The organism is Rugamonas sp. FW305-51 (assembly GCF_058786935.1).
On record NZ_JBYSZG010000007.1, the window covers coordinates 125,367 to 149,996 of the forward strand.

Genomic DNA, 24,630 nt, shown 5'->3' on the forward strand with positions numbered 1-24,630 from the left:
CCCATCCGCTTATGCCGCCACGGTTGCGTTGCTGGCCTCGGACAGGGCCCACACATCGAGCATGGCCTGTTCCAGGTCCGCCGGCACCGCGTAGCCGGACAGGCCCAGCGTGCAGGTCACCACTTCCACCGCCTCGCTGGCGTCATGGCCGTCCGTGGCCCGCTGCAGCACCTGGGTCAGCAGGCGTTGCTGGGTACGGCGCAGCGCGTGCTGGGCGTAGCTGCGCAGCTGTTCCTGCGACTTGCTGTGGGCCGGCAGTTTCAGGCCCCGCTCCAGCGTGTCGATGCCGGCCTGGCTGCGCAGGTTCAGGCCCACTTGCAGGAAGGCTGGCAAGTCCATGCCGGCCGGCCGGTTGACGGACAGCGCGGCGAACACGAAGGCCGCCACCGCTTCGATCGCGTCGACCGCCTTCCACGCCTGCACGAACCCGGCGCGCAGGCCCGGGACGGCGTCCGCGTCGGCGCTGCCGTCGGCCGGGGTCAGCTGCTTGAGCAGCTCCGGCTTGGCGAACAAACGGGTCAGCTCGGCCAAGCCGCCGGCGGCGCGCAGCTGCTCGGCCGGCACCGACAGTACACCTTCGATCACGGCCTTCTGCAGGCTGCGGCAGCGGCCATCGACCTTGATCGATACGGGGCGCGGGATCTTCAGCGCATCGGCGTCCAGCGTGTCGAACACGGACGCCAGGCTCAGTGCCGACCAGGCCTGGCCCCAGGCCTGGATCACTTCCGCCTCGTCCACGTTATGCTCGGCCGCCAGGTCGCGCAGCATCAGCGGACCGCAGCGGTTGACCGCTTCGTTGGCCAGCACGGTGGCCAGGATGGCATTGGCCAGCGGGTGGGCCAGCGCGCTGCGGGTGGCCACCAGCAGGTCCGGGAAGTACGGCTTGAGCACGGACTCGGCCCAGCTGTGCTCCGTCAGCGGCAGGGTCGACAGGATGCGCTTGTAGCGGTTCTTGACGTTGGCGATCACCACCGCCAGTTCCGGCGTGGTCAGGCCGCGGCCGTCGGCCTTGCGGCGCGCCAGTTCGGCCACCGTGGGCAGCTGTTCCAGTTCGCGCGACAGGGCGCCCTCTTCCTCCAGGCTGGCGATCAGGGCGGCGTAGCCATCCTGCACCGCGGCGCCCGACTGGTCCTGCGCTTCGCGCACCAGCAAATGGGTCTGCAGCGTGTTGTCGCGCAGGACCAGGCGTTCGATGTCGGCCGTCATGTCGTTCAGCAGGCGGTTGCGGTCCGCTTCGCTCAGCTGGCCGGCGTTCATTTCCACGTCCAGCCACATCTTGGCGTTCACTTCATGGTCGGAGCAATCCACACCGGCCGAGTTGTCGATCGCATCGGTGAAGATGCGGCCGCCGGCCAGCGCGAATTCGATGCGGCCGGCCTGGGTCGCGCCCAGGTTGCCGCCCTCGGCCACCACCTTGCAGCGCAACTGGTTGCCGTCGACCCGGATATGGTCGTTGGCGCGGTCCTTGACCTGGGCGTGGCTTTCGCTGGAGGCCTTGATGTAGGTGCCGATGCCGCCGTTGTAGAACAGGTCCACCGGCGCCAGCAGGATGCGGTGCATCAGTTCTTCCGGCGAGAGCGCCGTTTCCTCGATGGCCAGCGCCTCGCGGATCTGCGGCGACAGCTCGATGCTGCGCAGCGTGCGCGGATAGACGCCGCCGCCGGCCGAGATCAGTTCCTTGTTGTAGTCGTCCCACGAGGAGCGCGGCAGCGCGAACATGCGCACCCGCTCATTGAACGACGCTTCCATGTCCGGATTCGGGTCGAGGAAGATGTGGCGGTGGTCGAACGCGGCCAGCACCTTCAGCTTGCGCGACAGCAGCGCGCCGTTGCCGAACACGTCGCCCGACATGTCGCCCACACCCACCATGGTGGTGGCGGTGGCGTGGATGTCGTGATCGAGCTCATAGAAGTGGCGCTTGACGGCTTCGAACGCGCCCTTGGCCGTGATGCCCATCTTCTTGTGGTCGTAGCCGTTCGAGCCGCCCGAGGCGAAGGCGTCGCCCAGCCAGAAGCCGCGCTGCACGGCGATGCTGTTGGCGATGTCGGAGAAGGTGGCCGTGCCCTTGTCGGCCGCCACCACCAGGTAAGGGTCGGCGCTGTCGTAGCACACGGTGTCGGCCGGCTGCACGATCTTGCCCAGCACGCGGTTGTCGGTCATTTCCAGCAGGCTGGCGATGAACAGGCGGTACACGGCTTCGCCTTCGGCCGCGATGGTTTCACGCACGGCATCCTTCGGCATCTGCTTGCAGACGAAGCCGCCCTTGGCGCCGGCCGGCACGATCACGGCGTTCTTCACCATCTGCGCCTTGACCAGGCCCAGCACCTCGGTGCGGTAGTCTTCCATGCGGTCGGACCAGCGCAGACCGCCCCGTGCCACGGGGCCGCCACGCAGGTGCAGGCCTTCGAAGCGGCGCGAGAACACGAAGATCTCGCGGAACGGACGCGGTTCCGGCACCAGCGCCAGGTTGCTGGTGTCGAACTTGAAGATGATCTTGTCGCCCTTCTGCTGGTTCTGGAAATAGTTGGTGCGCAGGGTGGCCAGCATCAGGTCGGTGATGGCGCCCAGGATTTCCTCGCTGTCGGCGTGGTTGATCGCCGGCAGGCCGCGCTTGATGTCGTGCATGGCCTGCTGGGCGGCCAGGCGGCTGGCCTCGTCCAGCGACGGGTCGAAGCGCTGCAGGAAGGCCTGCACCAGCTGGCGCACCACGGCCGGCTGCTTGCGCAGGCACTCGGCCACGTAGCGCACCGAGAAGCGGCTGCCGGCCTGGCGCCAGTAGCTCATGTAGGCACGCACCAGCTGCACTTCGCGCATGCTGAGGCCACCTTCGATGACCAGGCCATTCAGGCGGCCGTCTTCGGCGTCGTTGTTGAACAGGGCCGTGAACAGTTCCTGCGCCACGTCCACCACGTTGGGCTGCGCCAGCTTGGCGGCGCTGACGGCGTCCACCGACAGGCTGCTGACGAAGTGGCGCTTGCCGCCCACGGTGATCGAATGGGCGCGCTCGCGGTCGATGGCCACGCCGGCGTTATGCAGCGCCGGCAGGATGGTCGACAGGGCCGGCACCCGCTCCACCGAGTACAGGCGGATGGTGGTGGCGTCATCGGCCGTCTCGATGCGGACCGAGACGCGCGACGGGTCTTCGATGCGCAGCAGCGAACCGAGGTCGTGGAAGGCCACGGCCGGCGCGGTGGAGGCCACGTAGTCGGCCGGCAGGGTGGCGCACAGCTTGCGCAGGCTGGTGCGCATCGGCACGTCGAACACGGCGTCGGCCAGCGCGGCGAACTGGTTGTGCCAGCCGTCCAGCACGGCCAGCAGCGGCTGCTGGATGTCCGTTTCCAGGTCCAGCGGGTAGCGCGCGGCGTGGGCGATCAGGTAGACGCGGGCCAGCGGGCCGTCCGCCACCAGGGTCTGGGAGCTGATGTGGGTGGCGCCGGAGCTGCCCTGCAGTGCCTTGGCCAGGGCCGAGGCCACGCTGGCGCTGTAGCGTTCACGGGGCAGGTAGACCAGCACGTTCAGGTGGCGCGCATACACGTCGCGCCGCGCGAACACCTTGGTGCGGGGCTGCTTGTACAGCGAGACGACGGCGCCGCACACTTCGGCCAGCCATTCCGGTTCCGCTTCCAGCGCTTCCGTGCGCGGCAGCGATTCGAGGATCTCGACGAACTTCTCGGCGCGGAAGCCTTCCTGGCGCACGCCGGCGATGCTCAGCACCTTGGCGATGCGCCCGCGCGCGAACGGCAGGCGCGCCAGCGGGGTGGCGGTGGCGGCGCGGGTGAACAGGCCGACGAAGCAGTATTCGCCCAGGATCGCGCCCTGCGCGTTCACATGGCGCACGCCGATGAAGTCGAGCTGCTGGTCGCGGTGCAGCGTGCCTTCCACGTCAGCCTTGACGATGGACAGGGTGTGATTGCGCTTGGACAGGGTGTCGAAGTCGCCGGGGATGTTGGCCAGGCAGGTGCCGTAGACGGGGTGGCTGGTGTCCTGCAGCACGCCGATGCGGCTGGGGATGTCGCGTTCCAGTTCGCGCTCGCCCGGCTTGACCTGGTAGTAGGCATAGCCGAACGGCTCGAAGCCTTCGGTGCGGGCCCACTCGAGGAAGGCGGCCACTTCCTGGCCTTCTTCACCGTTGACGGCGGCCGCTTCGGCCGCCACGGCGGCAAAGCGTTCGAGCATGGCGCCATGGTCGCGGTGCACCACGGCGGCGTCGCGCGCCACCATGTCGATGCGGGCCAGCAGGGCGTCCAGTTCGGCCTGCGGCAGCTCTTCGGCCAGCAGGCACATGACGTAGGATTCGGCCTTGTCGCCGGGCTGGCCGACGGCCGTGACCACGCCGTCGGCGCCGCGGCGCACGGACAGCACGGCGTTCAGCACGCCGTTGGCGGCCACGCGCTGGTGGCGCATGGCCATCACGATCGAGTCGACCAGGTAGGGCATGTCATCGTTGAGGATCAACAGGGCGGTGGCCATGCCGCCGCGGCCGTCCGCGTAGCGCAGCGCGGCGATCTGGCAGCCGGCGGCGGCGCGTCGGGACGCCTGCGTGAAACCATCCCACAACACTGGCGCCAGGCTGTCGGGCGCGATGCCCGCCAGGTCTTCCTCGTCCAGGGAACCGAGCCAGGCGCTGATCAGGGCCGCAACCTGGCTGCTGTCGGTAGCAGGCTTGCCGGCGTTGACCAGGTCGAGCGTCTGCTTGCGCAGGTCTTGTGGCATTTGTTTCATCTGTTTTCTCCGTTAGTGTTTTGATTCCGGCCGCGCGCCCCGGCTTGTGGCCTGGCGCTTCGGTCGGATACCGCTAAAAGAACGGGGTTGGCCCGTTCCAATTACTTACTATGCCGTGTATTTAACCGCTTTCGGGCGGCAGCGTCCACTGCGCTCTGAATCCGCTTGATGTGGGGGCGAATTCTTCTTTCTACAGATCGTACAGTCCGGGCAGGCCCAGGATGCGGCTCAGCTCTTCGAGTGCCGTATGCACTTCGATCGCCAGCGCCGGATCGGCCAGGTCGGCCGGCTCCAGGCGGTCGCGGTAGTGCTTCTCGACCCAGGCCACCAGCGTGTGGTACAGCGTCTCCGTCATCACCACGCCCTGGTGCATGGCTTGCGCCTCGGCGTCCGTCAGCGCCACGCGCAGGCGCAGGCAGGCGGGCCCGCCGCCGTTGCGCATGCTCTGGCGCAGGTCGAAATGGATCAGCTCATCGACCGGGCCGCCGCTGGCCACCAGCTCCTGCAGGTAGCTGGCCACGGCGCCGTTTTCCTGGCATTCCTGCGGGATCACCAGCGCCATCTTGCCGCCGTCCTTGGACAGCAGCTGGCTGTTGAACAGGTAGCTGGCCACGGCGTCCGCCACTGATACCTTTTTGGTATCAACGCGGATGGCGTTCAGTTCCGCGCCCACGCCGGCCATGGCGCGGCGCAGCTGGGCCAGGCCGCCCGCTTCGTCGGCAAAAGCCTGCTCGTGGTAGAACAGCACGTTGCCGTTGCCGACCGCGATCACGTCGTTGTGGAACACGCCCTGGTCGATCACGTCCGGATTCTGCTGCAGGTAGACGGTGCGTTCGCCGGCCAGGCCGTGCAGGCGGGCCACGGCCTGCGACGCTTCCAGCGTCTGGCGGGCCGGGTAGCGTTTGGGCGCGGGGGCGGCGGCGTCGAATTCCACGCGGCCGTAGACGAACAGCTCCACGCCCTGCCCGCCATGGCTGGCGCACAGGCGGGTGTGGTTGGCCGCGCCCTCGTCGCCGAAGGCCGGCGTGCCGGGCAGCGCGTCATGCACCGCGAAGTGCTTGTCGTCCTTGAAGATGGCGCGCAGGCTGCGGGCCGACTGCGCGTGCTCGAAGGCGCGGTGCAGCTTGTTGTTCAGGTTCGCCGCCGTGAAATGGGTGCGCCCGTCCGCGCTGTCGGCCGACGGGCTGACGGTGGCGGCGTTGGCGGTCCACATGGGCGAGGCCGAGTAGGCGCAAGCCAGGATCACGGGCGACTCCTGGTAGGCCCTGGCCAGCACTTGGGCATCCGTGCCCGTAAAGCCGATACTGCGCAGCAGGCGGAAGTTGGGCCGGTCCTGCGGCGGCAGCAGCGCCTGGGCGAAGCCGCGCGCGGCCAGCGCGCGCATCTTGGCCAGGCCCTGCAGGGCCGCCTGCTTGGGATTGGAGGCGCTCTTGACGTTGCTGAACGAGGCCACGTTGCCGAACGAGAGGCCGGCGTAGTTGTGCGACGGACCGACCAGGCCGTCGAAGTTGAATTCGCGTGCGGAGTTGCCCATGATGGTCCTTAGAAGTGCATGCCCGGCGACAGCTTGGCCGGCATTTCAAGCGCGCTGTTCTCGATCGAGGCGACCGGATAGGCGCAGTAGTCGGCCGCGTAGTAGGCGCTCGGACGGTGGTTGCCGGACTGGCCCACGCCGCCGAACGGCGCGCTGCTGGCCGCGCCCGTGGTGGGACGGTTCCAGTTGACGATGCCGGCGCGGGCGCGCACCTGGTAGGTCTGCCACAGCGCCGGGTCGTTCGAGATCAGGGCCGAGGCCAGCCCGAACGAGGTGGCGTTGGCGGCCTTGATGGCGGCGTCGAAGTCGGCCACGCGGATCACCTGCAGCAGGGGGCCGAACCATTCCTCGTCCGGGATGCCCTTGGCGTTGGTGACGTCGACAATGCCGGCCGTGACGAAGCCGGTGTTCTCGTCCAGCTGGCGCATCTGCAGCAGCGACGTGCCGCCCTTGGCGACCATGTCGGCCTGGGCCTGCACCAGGCGGCGCGCCACGGCGGCCGACACCACGGGGCCCATGAAGGGGGCCGGCTCGGCGTCCGGCGCGCCCACGGTCAGGCGGCTGGCCACGTCCACCAGGCGGGCCACGATGGCCTGGCCTTGCGCGTTGTCAGGCACGATCAGGCGGCGCGCGCAGGTGCAGCGCTGGCCGGCCGAGATGAAGGCCGAGGAGATGGCCATGAACACGGCGGCGTCGATATCCTGCACGTCCCAGATCACGAGCGGGTTGTTGCCGCCCATTTCCAGCGCCAGCATCTTGCCCGGCTGGCCGCCGAACTGCTTGTGCAGCGCGGTGCCGGTCTGGCAGCTGCCGGTAAACAGCACGCCGTCCAGCTCAGCGTCCTGGCCCAGCGCGATGCCGGTGTCGCGGCCGCCGTTGACCAGGTTGATCACGCCGTCCGGCAGGCCGGCCTGCTGCCACAGCTGCACGGTGCGCACGGCGGTGCGCGGCGCGAACTCGCTGGGCTTGAAGACGATGGTGTTACCGGCGATCAGGGCCGGCACGATATGGCCGTTGGGCAGGTGGCCGGGGAAGTTGTACGGGCCGAACACGCCGAACACGCCGTGCGGACGGTGGCGCAGCACGGCCTCGCCGTCGGCTACCTTGTTGTGGCTCTCGCCGGTGCGGGCGCCGTAGGCCTGGACCGAGATGTCGACCTTGTTGGCCATGGTGGTCACTTCGGTGCGCGACTCCCACAGCGGCTTGCCCACTTCCTCGGAGATCAGCTGCGCCAGTTCCTCGGCGTTGGCCTTGAGCAGGTCGCGGAAACGGGTGCAGACGGCGATGCGCTCGGCCAGCGGGGTCAGTGCCCAGCCGTCGAAGGCGGCGCGCGCGGCGGCGCTGGCGCGCGCCACGTCCTGCGCCGTCGCCTCGCGGCTGGCCCAGGTCTGGCGGCCGTTGGCCGGGTTGACGGTGACCAGTTCGGCGCCGCTGCCGGGCAGCCATTGACCGCCAATGAAGTTGCTCAATCGGGTATTCGCTTCAGACATTTGGGTTCTTCCTCACGTTGAGAGACAGGGTGCGCACGGAGTCGCCGGTATGGCAGTGCAGCAGCTTTTGTTCGGCTTCGGGCAGCGCGATGGCGCCGTTGACGGGGGCCGCATGCGACAGCAGCATGCGGAAGTCGCGCATATTGGTGTTCGATACCAGCACCGGTTCGGCCGGCGCCGTTTCGGGCGCGCAGGCCGCGTCCCAGTCGCCGGCCGGGCCGATCTGGGCCAGCGTGCTGTCGCGCATGGCGCGCAGTTCGGACACGCGGGCCTGCAGCACGGGGCCGGCGTCGAAGATGTCGACATAGCCTTCGAAGTGCATGCCTTCCTGCTCTAGCAGGCGGCGCGCCGGCGCGGTGGACGGATGTACCTTGCCGATCACGTCCTGCGCTTCCTGCGGCAGGTAGGCCACGTACAGCGGCTGGCGCGGCATCAGCTCGGCGATGAAGGACTTCTTGCCCAGCGCGGTCAGTTCGTCCACGTGGTTGAAGTCCATCTTGAAGAAGTGGCGGCCCAGGCCCTCGTAGAACGGCGAGCGGCCCGCCTCGGCCTGGTAGCCGCGCATTTCGGCGATCAGCTTTTCCGTGAACAGGTGCGGGAACTGGGCGATGAACAGGAAGCGGCATTTCGACAGCAGCTTGCCGTTGTTGCCGCTGCGGTAGTCCGGATGCAGGAACAGCGAGCACAGTTCCGTGCTGCCCGTCAGGTCGTTCGACAGGTACAGCGTTTCCATGCGCGTGAACACGTCGAGCTCGCGGCTGGAGTGGACCAGGGTGCCGATGCGGTAGTTATAGAACGGTTCGGTCAGGCCGACGGCGCTCTTGATGGCGCACACGCCGGCGATGCGGCCGCTGTCGGTGTCTTCCATCACGAACATGTAGTCGCGCTCTTCGGGCGGTATGGTTTCGGCGAACGAGGCGACGGCGATGCTGACCCGGTCGCCCAGCATCTTCATGTCCGGCTTGAGCGTGGTCATGCCGCTGCCGACCTGGGTGGCCATGTGGTACAGGGCGTCGAGGTCGTCGGCTTTGATGGCGCGTACAACTAGCATAGGATTTCCAATGTTTGACAGTGTGCTTAGAGACGGACGCAGACGACGGTGTCGCCGTCGGTCACCTGCAATGCGGCCTGCACGTCAACCGGCAGCGCCACCGCGGCCAGCGCTTCGAGCGGCGCGCAGGCCATGACGACGGCGCGGAAGTGCTGGTCGGCGCCGGTGGCGATGGCGTAGGTCACGGGCGGCTCGCGGTTGCGGTCCGGCTCGGCCGGGCAGGTGGCCACGCGTCGTTGCAGCGCGCCGGTGAAGGTGCGCAGCGCGTGCTTGTGGGCCTGCAGGATAGGGCCGCCGTCGAAGATGTCGATGTAGTCGTCCGCTTCGAAGCCTTCGGCCGTCAGCAGGTTGAAGGCCAGTTCGCCCGAAGGGTGGATCTGGCCCATGGCCGCCTGGGCGTCGCCCGGCAGCAGCGGCACGTACACCGGATAGTGCGGCATCAGCTCGACGATCAGGGTACGGTTGCGGGCGCCGCCGATGACACGTTCGGCGTCCAGGAAGTCCATCTGGAAGAACTTGCGGCCCAGCGCATCCCAGAACGGCGAACCGCCCTGCGCGTCGGTGATGCCGGCCAGCGGCACGAAGAAGCGCTCGGCGAAGCGCTGCGGCGCCAGCACGGCGAACAGCAGCCGGGCGCGCGACAGCAGGGCCGCTTCGGGCGCGTCCTGCACCTGCGGGTCGACGTAGAAGGTGGACAGCTGGGAATAGCCGGTCAGCTCCGAGCACAGCGTCAGCGCATGCACGCTATGGCTGATGTTCAGGTCGCGCGACACTTGCTGGATCACGTCGTTGCGGAACGAGAAATAGGTGCCGTTGGAACCGGCCGCCGCGTAGATCGACGCGGTGCCGAGGATGGTGTGGTCGGCCAGCGATTCGAGCACGAACAGGTAGGACTCTTCGCTGGGAATGTCGACGTGGGCGGCGAACGAGGCGATCGAGCGTTCGACCAGGGCGGCGATCTGCTCGCGCGTCTTGGGCAGCGTATGGACACCCGGCATGGTCACAGCCGCCAGCGCTTCCAGGGCCGCAATATCCGCAATTTCTACCGGACGGACAACATACATGGGAGCTCCTTCAATTTCAAACCAGGCTTGCGGATGCCGGTGTGGTAAAACGCAGCGCTCCCGCGCGGGGCGGGAGCGGCGGGGCGAACTATTCGCTAAGCTCAGGCGGCCTTGGTCAGGTCATCCAGCGCAGCGCGCAGCAGGCGGTCGGCCTGGGCGATCTGGGCATCCGTCACGATCAGGGCCGGCGCCAGGCGCACCACTTCGGTGCCGGCGATCAGCAGCATCAGGCCATGGGCTTCGGCAGCCTTCTGGATGTCCTTGGAACGGCCCTTGAAGCCTTCCGCCACGACCATGCCCAGCAGCAGGCCGGAACCGCGCACGGTGGTAAACACCTGCGGGTAGTCGGCGATGAGCTTCTGCAGCGTGGCCACCAGCACCTGGTTCGCTTGCTTGACGCGGGCCAGGAAGGCCGGCTGGTTGATGGTCTCCAGCACGTTCAGGGCCACGGTGGCGGCCAGAGGGTTACCGCCGTAGGTGGTGCCGTGGCTGCCCACGCCCAGGCTGGCGGCCAGCTCGTTGGTGGTCAGCATGGCGCCGATCGGATAGCCGTTGCCCAGCGCCTTGGCCGAGGTCAGGATGTCCGGCGTCACGCCGTAGCCCATGTAGGCGAACAGGTCGCCGGTACGGCCCATGCCGCACTGGACTTCGTCGAAGATCAGCACGGCGCCGGTCTTGTCGCACAGGGCGCGCAGCTCCTTGAGGAAGTCGGCATCGGCCGGCACCACGCCGCCTTCGCCCTGCACCGGCTCGACCACCACGGCGCACACGTCATCGGTAATGGCAGCCTGCGCCGCTTCGATGTCGTTGTACGGAATGTGGTCGATCGATGGCGGCAGCGGCTCGAAGCCTTCGGTGTACTTGGCCTGGCCGCCGACGGAGACGGTAAACAGGGTACGGCCGTGGAACGAGTGGAAGCACGACACGATGCGCGACTTGTGGGCGCCGAACTTGGTGTGGGCGTGCTTGCGGGCCAGCTTCAGGGCCGCTTCGTTGGACTCGGCGCCGGAGTTGCAGAAGAAGGCGCGGTCGGCGAAGGTCGCTTCCGTCAGCGCCAGGGCCAGGCGCAGCACCGGCTCGTTGGTGTAGCCGTTACCGAGGTGCCACAGGGTGTTGGCCTGCTTGGTCAGCGCTTCGACCAGCACCGGATGGCAGTGGCCCAGGGAGTTGACCGCGATACCGGACGTGAAGTCCAGGTACTGCTTGCCGTTCTGGTCCCACAGGTCCAGGCCGGCGCCGCGCACCGGCACCATGGCCGAAGGTGCGTAGGTCGGCACCAGCACTTCGTCGAAGGTCTGGCGATTTACAGGACGTGTGGTCACGGTCGTATCAAGCTTGGCGTTCATGGCTTTCCCTATCAAAGTGGGTACGGTGGCGGCACGGCGGCCGCGCTGGAGCACCCATTATAAAAAGCGGCATGCTAAAACTCTTTTCTAATGGCGACAAGGATTTTCATTTTTGCCCGGCATGCGTATCGCAAATGGCCCGGATGTGTCGCGGCCGCGCAGTTTATGCACGCGGCCATGCCCGCCGGCGAAATAGTCGGCTATGCTGTACGGCATCGGGCGCGCACAGGCTAAAGGCTCACTCACATGCACACGGCACTGGTCAAGCTGGCAATATTTCTTCTCATGCTGCTGGGATGGCCCGCGCTGGCGACGGCGCAAGTGGCGCTGACGCCACGGGAGCAGGCCTGGGTGCAGGCCCATCCCGTGCTGACCATGGCGCTCGACCAGTTCAATCCCCCCATGGCGTTCCGCCGCGCCGACGGCGATGCCTACGCGGGCGCCTGCTACGACTACGCGCAACTGGTGGCGCGCAAGACGGGCCTCACGCTGCGTTACGTCGGCTCCACCTGGGACCAGGCCCTGACCAAGGGCATGGCGCACGAGGTGGACGGCGTGCTGTGCGCGCGCGAACGGCCCGAGCGCAGGAGCCGTCTCAATTTCTCCATCCCCTACCTGGAACTGCCGATCGCCATGGCGACCCGGTCCGACCATGGCGCCACCCGCGTGCTGGGCGACTACGCGCACCAGCGCGTGGCCGTGGTGCGCAACTCGGTGCGGGTGCCCGTGCTCAAGGCGCGCTGCCCGGACTGCGTGCTGGTGGAGGTGGACGACTCGCAGGACGGCATGGCGCGCGTGCTGCGCCACGAGGCCGACGCCTACTTCGACGACCTGCCCGTGGTGCAGCGCGCCATCGGCGCGGCCGGCGCGTCCCTCAAGATCGCCCTGCTGTACTACTACTCGGAGGCGGCCACCATACGGCTGGCCTTGCGCAACGATGCACCCGAACTGCTGTCCATCGTCGACAAGGGCGTGGCCGCCATCACGGCCGACGAGCATGCGTTGATCCGTTCGCGCTGGCTGGCCACGGCGGAAGGGGCGCCCGTGCAGCGCGACCTGCCCGTCACCGCGGCCCAGCGGGCCTGGCTGACGGCCCACCCCGTGCTGCGGGTGGCCGTCGACAGCGCCCGCGCGCCCATCGAATGGCGCGGCGACGACGGCGCCCTGCACGGCATTTCACTCGACTTCCTGCGCCGCATCGAGGAACAGCTGGGGGTGCGCTTCGAACTGGTGCCGGCGCGCGACGTGGCCGACGAAATCGGCCGCATCGAGCGGCGCCAGGTGGACCTGGTGTCGGCCATCTCGCAGACGCCGGGCCGGGCCGGCTACATGACGGTGACGGAACCGTATATGAGCACGCCCGTGGTGATCTTTGCCGGCACCGCCACCGCGCCCATGGGCGGCCTGGCCGGGCTGGCCGGCAAGCGGGTGGCCGTGGCGGCCCGCACGGTGGTGGCCGACGCCCTGCCGCACGACTGGCCCGGCGTACTCGTGGTACCGGTCAGTAACTTCCGGGCCGGCGCCGACCTGCTGCGCAACGGCAAGGTCAACGCCATCGTCGCCCCCCTGCTGACGGGCACCCACCAGCTGGTCGAGCTGGGCGCGACCGATGTGCGGGTGGCCGGCGAGACGGACTACCGCTACCAGATCGGCATCGGCGTGCGCTCGGACTGGCCGGAACTGGTGCCCATCCTGAACGCGGCGCTGGCCGCCATTCCCAAATCCGAGCGCGACGCCTTCCGCCAGAACTGGAGCACCGTCCACTACGCGCACGACATCGATTACCGGCCGCTGGGCGCGCTGGCGCTGGCCGTGCTGGTGGCCGTCACCTTCATCGTGCAGCTGCGGGTGATGGTCAAGCGCCGCACGGCCGAGCTGCAACAGGAGGTGACCGTGCGCCGCGCCCGCGAGGCGGAAATCCAGGAGCTCAACAATGTGCTGGAGCAGCGCGTGACGGCCCGCACGGCCGAGCTGCAGCAAGCCAACGAGGACTTGAAGCTGGCGGCCGAACAGCTGCTGCAGACGGAAAAAGTGGCCTCGCTGGGGCGGCTGGTGGCCGGCATCGCGCACGAACTGAGCACGCCGCTGGGCAGCGCACTGACGGCCGCCACCACCCTCAAGGCCCACGTGGACAGCTTCGCCCGCGCGCTGGCGGCCGGACTGCTCAAGCGCTCGGCGGCCGACACCTTCGTGGCCCAGTGCCAGCAGGCCAGCGAGATCATCGAACGCAATACCTTCCGCGCGGCGGGGCTGATCGACAACTTCAAGGAACTGGCGGTGGACCAGGCCAGCGTGCGGCGCCGCCAGTTTCCCCTGCGGCGCACGGTGGAGGAAGTGATCGCCAGCCACCACAACGCGTGGAAGCACCGCGGCCACCACATCGAACTGGACGTGGCGCCCGACATCGAATTCGACAGCTTCCCCGGGCCGCTGGCCCAGGTGCTGTCCAACCTGCTGGAAAATTCGCTGGTGCATGGCTTCGAAGGGCGCAAGGGGGGCCGGGTCCGCATCGCCGCCCAGCGCCAGGGCGAGCGCGTGCTGCTGACCTACACGGACGACGGCAAGGGCATCCCGCCCGAATACCGCGGCCAGATCTACGACCCCTTCTTCACCACCCGGCTGGGCCAGGGCGGTTCCGGCCTGGGCCTGTACATCGTGCAGACGCTGGTGACGGGGGTGCTGGGCGGCACCATCGCGCTGCAGGGCGAACCGGGCGCCGGCACCCTGTTCCAGATCAGCCTGCCGTTGAAGGCGCCCCAGCTCACCGCGCGCAACGCCAGCGGCGCGCACGGCATGGTGGCGCTGCCGGACGCCGGCGGGCCGGCCGTCCAGACGCCGATCTGAGCGGGCTCAGGCGGCCGGCGGCATCAGCTTGCGCTGGCGTTCCTCGCGCGGGGTATTGCCGAACAGGGCGCCGAAGGCGGTGGAAAAATGCGAACCGGACGAGAAGCCGCACATCAGTCCCACCTGGACGATGGAATGGTTGGTCTCCAGCAGCAGCTGGCGGGCCCGCTGCAGGCGCAGCTCCAGGTAGTAGCGCGACGGCAGGCTGCCCAGGTATTGCTTGAACAGGCGCTCGAGCTGGCGCCGCGACAGGCCCACCAGGCCGGCGATGTCGTCCGTCGACAACGGTTCCTCGATGTTGGCCTCCATCAGCGTCACCGCTTCCGACAGCTTGGGCTGCAGCGCGCCGAAGCGGGCCTGCAGCGCCACCCGCTGGCGCTCCTCGTGGCCGCGCACGCGGTCGATGCACAGGCTTTCCTTGATGGCGGCCTGGACCGTGGCGCCGTACAGGGCCGCCACCAGGGTCAGGGCAAAATCGATGCTGGCCGCGCCGCCGCAGCAGCTGAGCATGCGCCCGTCCAGCTCGAACAGATGGGGCGTGAGGATGGCCCGTTCCGTGGCCGCCTCCGTTTCCGCGTACAGGGCCCACGGCAGGGCGATGCGCACGCCCGCCATCAGGCCGGCGTCGGCCAGCCACAGCACGCCGGCCCCCACCCCGCCCCAGTAGCGGGCCGAGCGGCAGCGTTCGACCACCGTGCGCAGCAGGGCCGGCGGCGGCGGCGCCTGGTGTTCGTCGGCCACCAGCAAGGCCAGGTGCCAGCCGGGCTGGGCCTCGGCGGCCTGCTGCGGGCTCAGGATGTCGAGCCGCAGCTGGTCCGGTCCCAGCATCTGGGCCGCCAGCCGCAGCGGCTGGACCAGGCCGGCCCAGGTGATGGCGTCCGGCTCGCCCGCGTTGACCAGCAGCAGGCGCAGCGGCTGTTCCTGGGCCAGGCGGGATAGGGAGGAAAATGGCATACGGCGAATTCAGTTCTGACGGGGCGGGCGGGACGGTGGCGCGGCGCTCATTCGGGCGCCAGCACGGCGGCGGGCCGGGTGCTGCTCCACTGGCTCACTATCATACCGGAGATCAACAACGCCGCGCCCAGCAAGCCGTTCCACGCCAGCCGCTCGTCCAGCCAGACATAGCTGAAAATGGCGGCGCAGCCCGGCTCGAACGCATAGATCACGGCCGCCTCGTTGGCGCTGCTGTGGCGCTGGCCCCACGTCTGCAGGGAAATGATGGCGGCCGTGGCCACCACGCCCAGGTAGATCAGGTTGCTCTTGTAGTCCAGCACGGCCTGCCAGGTGGCCGCCTGCCACGCGCCGGCCTGGGCGCCGGACGGCATGTCGCGCCACAGCAGCCAGGCCCCCGCGCACAGGGCCACGGTGACGATCTGGGCCGCCGTCAGCGTCATCAGGCGCTCCACCTTGCGGGTGGCCGCCTCCATCATCTTCACGTACAGGCCGAAGCACAGGGCCGCCAGCAGGGCCAGCGTGTCGCCCCGGCCCCAGCTGATGCCGCCGTCCCAGCACAGGGCGAACAGGCCGGCCAGCGCCAGCAGCAAGGCGACGACGATGCGGCGCTCGGGCAGCTTGCCGGCCGCCATGCCCAGCAAGGGCACCACCAGCACGTTCAGCCCCGTCAGGAAGGCGTTGCGGTTGGAACTGGTCAAGGCCAGGCCTTCGATCTGGAACACGTAGCAGAAAAACAACACGACGCCGGCCAGCCAGCCCTGCCACAGGTCGCCCGCCCGCGCCCGCCACAAAAACGGCGCCAGCAGGACGCCGGCCAGGGCGAAGCGCACCAGCACGATGGCGCTGGCCGACAGGGCGCCCGTCATCTCCTTCATGGCGGGAAAGGTGGTGCCCCAGACGAGGGTGACGGTCAACAGGGCGGCGATGCCGCGCAGATGCAGGGGCGCAGAGGGCTTCAAACAGGTCTCGACGGAAGGCTGGCAGGTTGCGGCGCGCCAACGTCGGCGGCCGGGGAGCCATAGTGTACCCGCTCCACGGTGAAATTGGCGGGCCGGGGCCGGGAAGCGGCGCCCCGGCCAGCTATAATCATGGTCTATGGGTGAACGCTATTTGAAAAGTATCCGGCTGCTGGCCGAATGCATGCAGGGTTTTGAACGCCTGTCGGCCGATCACGTGCGCCAGTGCGGCCTGACCCACGCCCAGTTCGACATCATCGCCACGCTGGGCAACACGCAGGGCATGTCGTACAAGGAACTCGGCGAAAAGACCCTGATCACCAAGGGCACGCTGACCGGGGTGATCGAGCGTCTTGAGCACAAGGGCCTGGTGCAGCGCGAGCGCAGCGCCGACGACAAGCGTTCGTTCTTCGTCCGTCTCACGGCGGCCGGCGAACGCACGTTCCACGACGTATTTCCCCGCGTTGTGGCCAGGGGCGGCGCAGTCTTCGCCAATTTTACGGAAGAGGACTACGCGGCCCTTGAAAAAACCCTGTCCGCACTCAAAACTGTCATTATCGGCGGCAGTCCGGCCACCCACGACTCAACCAAGGAAAACTTTTGAAAACGACTCTGCTCGAAGGCAAGAAACCTGCCAAATTCGATAAACACATCATCGGCAATCTGTTGCTCAACGTCAGCACGCCGGACGTCGTGCGCCAGGAAAAGCTGTTGATCGGCATCCGCAATGAAGAAGGTGAAATCTACCGCCTGATCGGCGCGACCAAGCACAACAGCTTCATGAACGCGATCGAGGAATTGTTCGACCTGGGCCTGGTCGATGAACTGCAGGACACGGACGCGACCCAGGATGGCTGCGACGCCATCTTCAGCGAGGCCTGATCCGTACCACACCCTTGCGGCATGCTATTGACATGCCGCAAGGGATAGAAAAGTATTTTGCGAAAAAGTTCCACACGGCAATATTCCGAGTATAATTTTTTCGATGGACAGACTGGACGCCTTCAAGCAGATCGCAGCTCAAGCGAGCCGGGGAGAGTTGACGTTCCCCACCAATGTCAACGCCTCGTTGCGCCTGCAGCAGGCGCTGGGCGATCCCGACTGCCATATCGACGCGGCGGCCAAGCTGATCCAGGCCGATCCCCTGCTGGCGGCCCGCACCGTGGCCATCGCCAACGCCGTCGCCTACAACCGTTCCGGTAATGAAATTTCCAGCGTCCGCGCGGCCGTGCAGCGGCTGGGCATGCGCACCCTGCAGTCGCAGGTGGCGGCCCTGATCGTGCGCCAGCTGGGCGGCCAGTCCAGCGACCCGGCCGTCAAGGCCAAGGCGGCCCAGTTGTGGGAACACACGGCCCATGTGGCCGCGCTGGCCCAGGTGATCGCGCGCCGGGTAACCCATGTGGATCCGGACACGGCCATGTTCGCCGGCATCGTGCACGAAGTGGGCGGTTTCTACCTGCTGTCGCAAGCCGGCGCCTGGCCCGGCATCCTGGACGGCGAACCGGGCGACTGGATCGAATTCGGCGAGGCCGAAATCGGCCGCGGCGTGCTCAAGAAGCTGGTGGTCCCGGAGCCGGTGGCCCAGGCCGTGGAAGCGATGTGGGTGGGCCTGCGGGCCCTGCCGCCGGAAACCCTGGGCGACACGCTGCTGCTGGCCAACGACCTGGCGCCCGTCCCCTCGCCCTTGCAAGAACGCCCCGGCGCCACCACGCTGCTGGGCGCGCGCACCATCGACTTCCTCGTCGGCGAAGGCACGCTGCACGACATTCTGGCCGAATCGGCCCACGAAGTGCAGGCCCTGTTCGCCGTCCTCATGCTGTAAGCAGCGCGCAGGCCGCTGCGCTCTCTTCTGGCCGCTGGGCTCCGGCCCAGGCTCCCGCCCCTGGCTTCCGTCTGCGGCCGTTCTCAATGCAGCACGTTGCCGGCGCTGTCGTGCGTCACCGGCTCGGGCGCCACCTGCGGCAGCAGCAGCGTAAAGCAGGCGCCCTGCCCCGGATCGCTGCTGACCTCTATGGTCCCGCCCAGCACCGTATGGACCAGGTTGTATGTGATATGCAGCCCCAGGCCGCTGCCGCCATGGCCGAGCCGGGTGGTGAAGAAGGGATCGAACACCCGTCCCAGGTGTTCGTGCGCGATGCCCACGCCATCGTCGCGCACGGCCAGGCGCACCAGCCCGTCCGGCAGCGCCTCGGCCGTCACCGTCACCGTGCCGTGGGGCCGGCCCGCGAAACCATGCAGCACGGCGTTGGTGATCAGGCTGGCCAGCACTTGCTGCAGCTGGACCGGGTAGCTGTCGAGCGACAACTCGGACGGGATGGTGGTGACCACGCTGGCCTGGCCCAGCACCGTGCGCAGCGACGTGCGCAGGTCCAGCATGGCATCGACCAGCAGGAAACGGCGCCGCTCCAGGCCGGACTGGTCCACGGCCAGCTGTTTGAAGCGGCCCACCAGCTCGGCCGCATGGCCCAGGCCCCGCATCACGATATCGGCCCCCTGGTTGACGGTCTGGGCAAAGGACGCGGCCCGGGTCCGGGTCAGGCCACGGGCCAGTTCGTCGGCAAATTCCGCGCCCTGGGCCTGCATGGTACTGGCCGCCATCAGGCAATTGCCGATCGGCGTATTGAGCTCATGGGCGATGCCCACCACCAGCGAACCAAGCGCGGCCATCTTTTCCGAGCGCAGCAAGTCGGCCTGCATGGTTTGCAGCGTCTGCAGCGCCGCCTGCAGTTCGACGTTGCTGCGCTGCAGCGCCAGCGCGTCCGTGCGCTGGCGTTCGACGGCGTCGCGCAATTCGAGGTTGCTGGCGATAAGGCGGGTTTGCTGCTGGATCACCTTGAAATCGGCCTCGATGCTTTTCTTGATTTCCCACAGCAAGTCCACATAGCGGGTGCGGTAATGGCGGGTTTTGCTGTCGAGCACACAGATGGTGCCGAACACTTCCTCGTCGGTCCACAGCAGCGGCACGCCCAGGTAGGAAATCATGTTCAGGGCCACGTCGGGATTGTGCTGCCACTGCGCGTCCTGCAGGGCGTTGGGCACGCTGAGCACGTTACGGGTGGCCATCACCGTCTCGCAGTACAAGCCGGTGTCGAGGTGGGCTTTTTCATCGGCCTCGTAGGGATTGCCGTCCGTGTGGCTGGAGACCAGCACTTCGATCTGCTCCGGCAGCACCCGCATGATGAGGCCGGCTGGCACTTCGAAGATATGGGCCATGACGTTGGTCGTATCCTGCCACTTGCGCAGGAAGCTGTCGGGTATCTCATGCGCGGAATGGTTCACGGAACGGCTCCTCCTGATCACATAGCCAGACGAATGCAAACCATTCTATGCCACCGCAATGGCCCTGTTGAACTTTTTTTTGCACACAAATTATGCAGCAGAGCACCCGCGGAAGCCGGATAAAAAAATGGGGACGTACCCCTTTTTTGACACGGTTTTCCGGATTGCACCCTATTCGTCGAGTCAAAAAAAAGCCCGCCGGGGAGGCGGGCAAAGTCCAAAACTAGGGATCTCCCGAAAGAGATGAAGGCAGCATACGCCCGGCCCTCCCCCCTTTCCGTGCGGCAGCGCACATAAGGAGACCGATTTACCAGACCGGCTCCGTGCGCTTCCACGCCTCGAGCTGCTGGACGCGGCCGAACCACGCCATCAGGTGGGCGTAGTCCTTGACGGGCAGGTGGGCTTGCTCGATGTACATCAGGGGCGTGGCCACGACGAAATCGGCCAGGGTCAGGCTGTCGCCCAGCAGCCACTGGCGGCCGGCCAGCTGGGCGTCGGCCACGGCCGCGAAGCGGGCCACCAGCTTGCCGGCGCGCTCCAGTTCAGCCGGATTGGGGCCGCCCTGGCCCGTCACGCCTTTCCAGATGTGCTCGAAGGCGAAGGTGGCCAGGGCCGGGGCGAAGTGCTCGCCGCCCCAGAACATCCAGCGGTTGATGTCGGCCCGCTGGCGCACGTCCTGCGGATACAGGGTGTGGCCCGGGGTCCGGTCAGCCAGGTACTGCATGATGGCGCACGATTCCCACAGCACGAAGTCGCCGTCCTGCAGCACCGGCACCTTGTTGTTGGGGTTGATGGCCAGCAGGCGGCGGCGGTCGGCCTCGTCCAGCAGGTTCACTTCCGTCAGCTCCAGCGGCGCGCCCATGTGCTGGGCGGCCAGGGTGACGCGGCGGGCATTGGCAGAAACGGGATGGTAGTACAGGCGCATGGTCAGTCTCCATAGGGTGGGTTGAGGACTTCATGCTAGGCCCGGCCGCTGACAGTTTCTGTCAGGAGTCTTCGCGCAAGCCCTGTTCGCCGCGCCACGTCTTGAGCAGGTCGTGGCGCCGGGCCGGATAGCGCTGGCCCGTCGATTCGGCCGCCGCGATACGGTCGATGCGGAAGTGGCGGAAGGCCATGCGCAGCTCGCACCACGCCGCCAGCAGGCGCTTGCCCTCCAGGAAGGCCAGCGCGAATGGCCACACATAGCGTTCCGACTCGGCGCCGTGCTCGTCGCGGTAGTGGATGCGCAGCCGGTGCTGGTAACGGATCGCTTCGCGCACGGGACGCACGAAGGCGTCGCTGGCGTCGGGCTGGCTCACGCCCAGCGGCACCCACAGGCTGGTTTCGGCCATGTCGTCGCGCAAGTCCTTGGGCGTGGCGGCGGCGATCTTGGCCAAGGCATTGGTGGCGGCCTGGGCCAGCGCCTCGTCGCCCTGGCGGCGCACCCAGCGCGCGCCCAGCACCAGCGCCTCGAGCTCGTCGGCGCCGAACATCAGCGGCGGCAGGAAGAAGCCGGCCCGCAGCATATAGCCCACGCCGGCCTCGCCCTCGAGCGGGGCGCCCAGGCTGGCCAGGGTCTGGATGTCGCGGTAGATGGTGCGTTCGGACACTCCCAGCTGCTCGGCCAGCCTGGCCGCCGTGACGGGACGGCGGTAACCGCGCATGGCATCCATCAGCAAGAATAATCGGCCCGTACGGCTCATCGTTTTCCCATCCACGCAACAGTTTGACCATGCGGCCGGTACGGCATTATGACAAATTTGTGGCTGTCAGCACGCATCCTGGATTATCCTATTGCCCATTGTTATTTCCATTTACCAACACTCTGCACCGCCCGGCCCCTACCCCGCCCGGCAGGCGCAAGGACATCGCATGTTAGAAAAAACTGCCGCGGCGCTGATGCTGACCGCGGTGCTGCTGCTGCCGCCGGCCTGTCCCGCGGCCGACAACGAATCGGACGACGCGGCCCTGAGCGCGCTGCTGGCCGGCACCTGGATCAATCCGCCGGACAGCCCCGACTACGAGCGCATCCCCTCGCGCGAGACCTTCCTGGCCAACGGCACCTACACCTATTACGAGTACAAGGACATGGCCTGCCGCAAGCTGGTCGAGCGCATCACCGTGCGCTGGAACATCCGCGACGGCGTCCTCACCTCCTTCCTGTCGGACGGCGCCATCCTCAAGGACAAGATCGTCAGCCTGACGCAGGAAAAGATCGTGCTGCGTTCGCTCGACGACGGCCGCAGCTATTTCCGCATCCGCTCGACCGCCTGCCCCACGGCCATGAAAGGCAGCGTCCACCGCGCCCAGCCCTGACACCGGCAAAGAAAATGGGGACGTACCCCGATTTGATAAAGATCAAATCGGGGTACGTCCCCATTTTTTGCGACCGGGGGCGCTTAGACGACGGCGCCGTCCGTCTCGTCTTTTTCCTTGATCGGCTTGATCAGGTCTTCACGCTTGACGCCCAGCCACATGGCCACGGCCGCCGCCACGAACACCGACGAGTAGATGCCGAAGCAGATACCGATGGTCAGCGCCACGGCGAAGTAGTGCAGCGTGGGGCCGCCCAGGAACAGCATCGACAGCACCATCATCTGGGTGCAGCCGTGGGTGATGATGGTGCGCGAGATGGTGCTGGTGATGGCATTGTCGATCACTTCATGTACCGACATCTTGCGCTGCTTGCGGAAGTTCTCGCGGATACGGTCGAAGATCACGACCGATTCGTTGACCGAGTAACCGAGCACGGCCAGCACGGCCGCCAGCACCGTCAGCGAGAATTCCCACTGGAAGAAGGCGAAGAAGCCCAGGATGATGACCACGTCGTGCAGGTTGGCGATGATGGCCGCCACCGCGAACTTCCACTCGAAGCGCACGGCCAGGTAGATCATCACGCCGACGATCACCATGGCCAGCGCATTCATGCCGTTCTGGGCCAGCTCGTCGCCCACCTGCGGGCCGACGAATTCCACCTTCTGCAGCGACACCAGTTCCGTGCCGGCGCCGTCCACGCAGGCCGTCTTGGTCACTTGCTCGCCCTTGGCGCTGACGCCGTCGATCCGCTTGAGCGTGCCCTGCTCGGTCTTGCACAGGCCGTCGAACACCAGCTGCGAGGCGGCGTTGCCGGTCACGGTCTTGATCACGGGCAGGCGCAGCATGACGTCGTGCGCGGTGCCGAAGCTGGTCACTTCCGGCTGTTCATAGCCGACCTTTTCCAGCGTGTGGCGGATGCTTTCCAGGTTGGCCGGCTTGGCGTACTTGAGCTCCATCACGGTACCGCCCGTGAACTCGACGGAGAAGTGCAGGCCCTTGTGGAACAGGAAGAACACGGCGGCGACGAAGGTCAAGGCCGAGATGGCATTGAACACCAGCGCGTGGCGCATGAACGGTATGTCTTTTTTGATGCGGAAAAATTCCATGAAATCCTCTGAGGTTGGAGCCCGTCCCGCCGCGGCGGGACGGTGAACTTATTTCGACAGGCCGGGCACCCACACGGTGCCGATGGCGATCGATTGCAGTTTCTTCTTGCGGCCATACCAGAGGTTGACCACGCCGCGCGACATGAACACGGCCGAGAACATGGACGTCAGGATGCCCAGGCAGTGCACCACGGCGAAGCCGCGGATGGCGCCGGAACCGAACACCCACAGCGCCAGGCCGACGATCAGCGTGGTCACGTTGGAGTCCAGGATGGTGGCCCAGGCGCGGTCGAAGCCGACCGAGATGGCTTGCTGCGGCGAGGCGCCGCCGCGCAGTTCCTCGCGGATGCGTTCGTTGATCAGCACGTTGGCGTCAATTGCCATACCGAGCGCCAGCGCGATCGCGGCAATGCCGGGCAAAGTCAGCGTGGCCTGCATCAGCGACAGCAAGGCGATCAGCAACAGCAGGTTGCAGGCCAGGGCCAGCACGCTGAAGAAGCCGAACATCATGTAGTAGGCCATCATGAACACGGCGATGGCGGCAAAGCCGTACATGGTCGAATGCAAGCCCTTGCTGATGTTTTCGGCGCCCAGCTGGGGGCCGATGGTGCGTTCTTCGATCACGTCCATGGGCGCGTACAGGGCGCCCGAGCGCAGCAGCAGGGCCAGTTCGGCCGAGTTTTCCGCATTGCCCATGCCGGTGATCTGGAACCGGCTGCCCAGTTCGCTCTGGATGGTGGCCACCGACAGCACTTCCGGCTTGCCCTTTTCAAACAGCACGATGGCCATGCGCTTGCCCACGCGTTCGCGGGTGGCGTCGCGCATCTTGCGGCCGCCGTCGCCGTTCAGGTCGATGCCCACGGCCGGCTGCTGGTTCTGGTCGAAGCTGGCCGTCGCGCTGGAGATGTAGTCGCCCGTCAGTACCACGTCCTTGCTCAGCACGACAGGGACGCCCTTGCCGACGGTGAACAGTTCCGAGTTGAACGGGATGGCGGCCGACAGTTCCGTGCCGGGGGTGATGGTGTCGTCCACCATGCGTACTTCCAGCGTGGCCGTGCGGCCGATCACGGCCTTGGCGCGGGCCACGTCCTGCACGCCGGGCAGCTGGACCACGATGCGGTCCGGGCCCTGCTGCTGGATAATGGGTTCGGCCACGCCCAGCTCGTTGACACGCTTGGACAGGGTGGCGATGTTCTGCTTGACGCCTTCTTCGATGGTCTGCTTGAGGGCGGCCGGCTTGAGGGTGACGGTCAGCTTGAGCTCGCTGCCGGCGCCGCCGTCCACCATGGACAGGTCGGCCATCGACGACGACAGCACTTCGCGCGCCTTGGCGCGGGTGTCTTCGTCGCGGAACTTGATCTCGATGACGTCGCCCACGCGGTCGATGCCGGCGTGGCGCACGCCCTTGTCGCGCAGCAGGCTGCGGGCCGAGGCCTGGATGCCTTGCACGCGCTTGGTCAGGGCCGCCTTCACGTCCACCTGCATCAGGAAGTGCACGCCGCCGCGCAGGTCCAGGCCCAGATACATGGGCAGGGCGCGCAGGCTTTGCATCCATTTCGGGGTGTTGGGCTGCAGGTTCAGGGCCACCAGGTAGGTCGGATCGGCCGGATCGGCGTTCAAGTCCTTTTCCAGCACGGCCTTGGCCTTGAACTGGGTGTCGGTGTCGGCGAAGCGGGCACGCACGGAGGCGTAGGTGCCGGTGCCGTCGAAGCTCACGCCTTCCACCGCCAGGTTTTCCTTCTGCAGCACGGCGGCCACCTGGGCTGCCATCTCGCTCGTCATCTTGACGGTGGACTTGCCGCTGGTGACTTGCACCGCCGGCGATTCGCCGAAGTAGTTAGGCGCCGTGTACAGCGCGCCCAGCAGAATGGCGACGGCAATGAGGATGTATTTCCAGACAGGATAGCGATTCATAGTGTTCAACGTTCAATGTTAGGCGTCGGATGCAAGTCGGATGCAGGACGGGGGGGGGGGGGGGGGGGGGGGGGG

Annotated in this window: 18 protein-coding genes; 5 read left to right on the forward strand and 13 right to left on the reverse strand. The window is 67.2% G+C overall.

What is annotated here, in order from left to right; genetic code table 11:
- Positions 1 to 9 precede the first annotated feature (9 nt).
- The 6 genes from AC3WOS_RS07685 to astC all read right to left on the reverse strand — a co-directional run bounded on the left by AC3WOS_RS07685 (position 10) and on the right by astC (position 11,183).
- A complete protein-coding gene (locus tag AC3WOS_RS07685) occupies positions 10 to 4,722 on the reverse strand; it encodes an NAD-glutamate dehydrogenase domain-containing protein (protein WP_492715292.1) in 4,713 nt (1,570 codons plus the stop codon).
- 190 nt (positions 4,723 to 4,912) lie between these two features.
- Complete coding sequence (gene astB, locus AC3WOS_RS07690; protein ID WP_492715294.1) at positions 4,913 to 6,256, reverse strand: N-succinylarginine dihydrolase; 1,344 nt, start codon at positions 6,254 to 6,256, stop codon at positions 4,913 to 4,915.
- A gap of 8 nt (positions 6,257 to 6,264) precedes the next feature.
- On the reverse strand, positions 6,265 to 7,746 hold the full coding sequence (gene astD, locus AC3WOS_RS07695) for a succinylglutamate-semialdehyde dehydrogenase (RefSeq protein ID WP_492715295.1): 1,482 nt from the start codon (positions 7,744 to 7,746) through the stop codon (positions 6,265 to 6,267).
- Positions 7,739 to 8,797, reverse strand: a complete 1,059-nt coding sequence (astA, locus tag AC3WOS_RS07700) for an arginine N-succinyltransferase (RefSeq protein ID WP_492715296.1) — start codon at positions 8,795 to 8,797, stop codon at positions 7,739 to 7,741. The genes astD and astA overlap by 8 nt, the downstream gene beginning before the upstream one ends.
- A gap of 26 nt (positions 8,798 to 8,823) precedes the next feature.
- Positions 8,824 to 9,861 carry an arginine N-succinyltransferase gene (locus tag AC3WOS_RS07705; RefSeq protein ID WP_492715297.1) on the reverse strand — a complete coding sequence of 346 codons (1,038 nt, stop codon included), beginning with the start codon at positions 9,859 to 9,861 and terminating at the stop codon, positions 8,824 to 8,826.
- 101 nt (positions 9,862 to 9,962) lie between these two features.
- Positions 9,963 to 11,183, reverse strand: coding sequence for an acetylornithine/succinylornithine family transaminase (astC, locus tag AC3WOS_RS07710; RefSeq protein ID WP_492715345.1), 1,221 nt, complete (start codon positions 11,181 to 11,183; stop codon positions 9,963 to 9,965).
- Positions 11,184 to 11,453: 270 nt separating this feature from the next.
- On the opposite strand from astC, the gene AC3WOS_RS07715 reads away from it, so the two are divergent.
- Entirely contained in the window at positions 11,454 to 14,051 is a 2,598-nt protein-coding gene (locus AC3WOS_RS07715; protein ID WP_492715298.1) for a transporter substrate-binding domain-containing protein, read from the forward strand.
- A gap of 6 nt (positions 14,052 to 14,057) precedes the next feature.
- On the opposite strand, the gene AC3WOS_RS07720 is transcribed toward AC3WOS_RS07715, so the two are convergent.
- Positions 14,058 to 15,005 (reverse strand): GlxA family transcriptional regulator, encoded by a 948-nt coding sequence (locus AC3WOS_RS07720; RefSeq protein ID WP_492715299.1) that lies wholly within the window; start codon positions 15,003 to 15,005, stop codon positions 14,058 to 14,060.
- Between the two features lie 47 nt (positions 15,006 to 15,052).
- A complete protein-coding gene (locus AC3WOS_RS07725; protein ID WP_492715300.1) occupies positions 15,053 to 15,964 on the reverse strand; it encodes a DMT family transporter in 912 nt (303 codons plus the stop codon).
- Positions 15,965 to 16,100: 136 nt separating this feature from the next.
- Between AC3WOS_RS07725 and AC3WOS_RS07730 the strand changes: the two genes are divergently transcribed.
- The 3 genes from AC3WOS_RS07730 to AC3WOS_RS07740 all read left to right on the forward strand — a co-directional run bounded on the left by AC3WOS_RS07730 (position 16,101) and on the right by AC3WOS_RS07740 (position 17,783).
- Entirely contained in the window at positions 16,101 to 16,565 is a 465-nt protein-coding gene (locus AC3WOS_RS07730; RefSeq protein WP_492715301.1) for a MarR family winged helix-turn-helix transcriptional regulator, read from the forward strand.
- Complete coding sequence (locus tag AC3WOS_RS07735) at positions 16,562 to 16,843, forward strand: hypothetical protein (RefSeq protein ID WP_492715302.1); 282 nt, start codon at positions 16,562 to 16,564, stop codon at positions 16,841 to 16,843. Before AC3WOS_RS07730 ends, AC3WOS_RS07735 begins: the two co-directional genes overlap by 4 nt.
- A gap of 103 nt (positions 16,844 to 16,946) precedes the next feature.
- A complete protein-coding gene (locus AC3WOS_RS07740; protein WP_492715303.1) occupies positions 16,947 to 17,783 on the forward strand; it encodes an HDOD domain-containing protein in 837 nt (278 codons plus the stop codon).
- A gap of 83 nt (positions 17,784 to 17,866) precedes the next feature.
- Here the strand turns inward: AC3WOS_RS07740 and AC3WOS_RS07745 are convergent, their stop codons facing one another.
- The 3 genes from AC3WOS_RS07745 to AC3WOS_RS07755 form a co-directional block, all read right to left on the reverse strand.
- Positions 17,867 to 19,240 carry a sensor histidine kinase gene (locus AC3WOS_RS07745; RefSeq protein ID WP_492715304.1) on the reverse strand — a complete coding sequence of 458 codons (1,374 nt, stop codon included), beginning with the start codon at positions 19,238 to 19,240 and terminating at the stop codon, positions 17,867 to 17,869.
- Positions 19,241 to 19,547: 307 nt separating this feature from the next.
- A complete protein-coding gene (locus AC3WOS_RS07750) occupies positions 19,548 to 20,165 on the reverse strand; it encodes a glutathione S-transferase family protein (RefSeq protein ID WP_492715305.1) in 618 nt (205 codons plus the stop codon).
- A gap of 61 nt (positions 20,166 to 20,226) precedes the next feature.
- Positions 20,227 to 20,922 carry a helix-turn-helix transcriptional regulator gene (locus AC3WOS_RS07755; RefSeq protein ID WP_492715306.1) on the reverse strand — a complete coding sequence of 232 codons (696 nt, stop codon included), beginning with the start codon at positions 20,920 to 20,922 and terminating at the stop codon, positions 20,227 to 20,229.
- A 169-nt stretch (positions 20,923 to 21,091) separates the two neighbouring features.
- Between AC3WOS_RS07755 and AC3WOS_RS07760 the strand changes: the two genes are divergently transcribed.
- Positions 21,092 to 21,535: a lipocalin-like domain-containing protein gene (locus tag AC3WOS_RS07760; RefSeq protein ID WP_492715307.1), complete on the forward strand. Its 444-nt coding sequence runs from the start codon at positions 21,092 to 21,094 to the stop codon at positions 21,533 to 21,535.
- 83 nt (positions 21,536 to 21,618) lie between these two features.
- Here AC3WOS_RS07760 and secF read toward each other — a convergent pair whose 3' ends face one another.
- Complete coding sequence (secF, locus tag AC3WOS_RS07765) at positions 21,619 to 22,641, reverse strand: protein translocase subunit SecF (RefSeq protein WP_492715308.1); 1,023 nt, start codon at positions 22,639 to 22,641, stop codon at positions 21,619 to 21,621.
- 48 nt (positions 22,642 to 22,689) lie between these two features.
- The gene (secD, locus tag AC3WOS_RS07770; RefSeq protein WP_492715309.1) at positions 22,690 to 24,555 is read right to left on the reverse strand and encodes a protein translocase subunit SecD; all 1,866 of its coding nucleotides are present in this window, start codon (positions 24,553 to 24,555) and stop codon (positions 22,690 to 22,692) included.
- Between the last annotated feature and the right edge of the window lie 75 nt (positions 24,556 to 24,630).

Bases quoted from the DNA above. Each gene is read 5' to 3' on its own strand.
- AC3WOS_RS07685 (WP_492715292.1), bottom strand. From the start codon at position 4,722: ATGAAACAAATGCCACAAGACCTGCGCAAGCAGACGCTCGACCTGGTC.
- astB (WP_492715294.1), bottom strand. From the start codon at position 6,256: ATGGGCAACTCCGCACGCGAATTCAACTTCGACGGCCTGGTCGGTCCG.
- astD (WP_492715295.1), bottom strand. From the start codon at position 7,746: ATGTCTGAAGCGAATACCCGATTGAGCAACTTCATTGGCGGTCAATGG.
- astA (WP_492715296.1), bottom strand. From the start codon at position 8,797: ATGCTAGTTGTACGCGCCATCAAAGCCGACGACCTCGACGCCCTGTAC.
- AC3WOS_RS07705 (WP_492715297.1), bottom strand. From the start codon at position 9,861: ATGTATGTTGTCCGTCCGGTAGAAATTGCGGATATTGCGGCCCTGGAA.
- AC3WOS_RS07715 (WP_492715298.1), top strand. From the start codon at position 11,454: ATGCACACGGCACTGGTCAAGCTGGCAATATTTCTTCTCATGCTGCTG.
- AC3WOS_RS07720 (WP_492715299.1), bottom strand. From the start codon at position 15,005: ATGCCATTTTCCTCCCTATCCCGCCTGGCCCAGGAACAGCCGCTGCGC.
- AC3WOS_RS07730 (WP_492715301.1), top strand. From the start codon at position 16,101: ATGGGTGAACGCTATTTGAAAAGTATCCGGCTGCTGGCCGAATGCATG.
- AC3WOS_RS07740 (WP_492715303.1), top strand. From the start codon at position 16,947: ATGGACAGACTGGACGCCTTCAAGCAGATCGCAGCTCAAGCGAGCCGG.
- AC3WOS_RS07750 (WP_492715305.1), bottom strand. From the start codon at position 20,165: ATGCGCCTGTACTACCATCCCGTTTCTGCCAATGCCCGCCGCGTCACC.
- AC3WOS_RS07755 (WP_492715306.1), bottom strand. From the start codon at position 20,922: ATGAGCCGTACGGGCCGATTATTCTTGCTGATGGATGCCATGCGCGGT.
- AC3WOS_RS07760 (WP_492715307.1), top strand. From the start codon at position 21,092: ATGTTAGAAAAAACTGCCGCGGCGCTGATGCTGACCGCGGTGCTGCTG.
- secF (WP_492715308.1), bottom strand. From the start codon at position 22,641: ATGGAATTTTTCCGCATCAAAAAAGACATACCGTTCATGCGCCACGCG.
- secD (WP_492715309.1), bottom strand. From the start codon at position 24,555: ATGAATCGCTATCCTGTCTGGAAATACATCCTCATTGCCGTCGCCATT.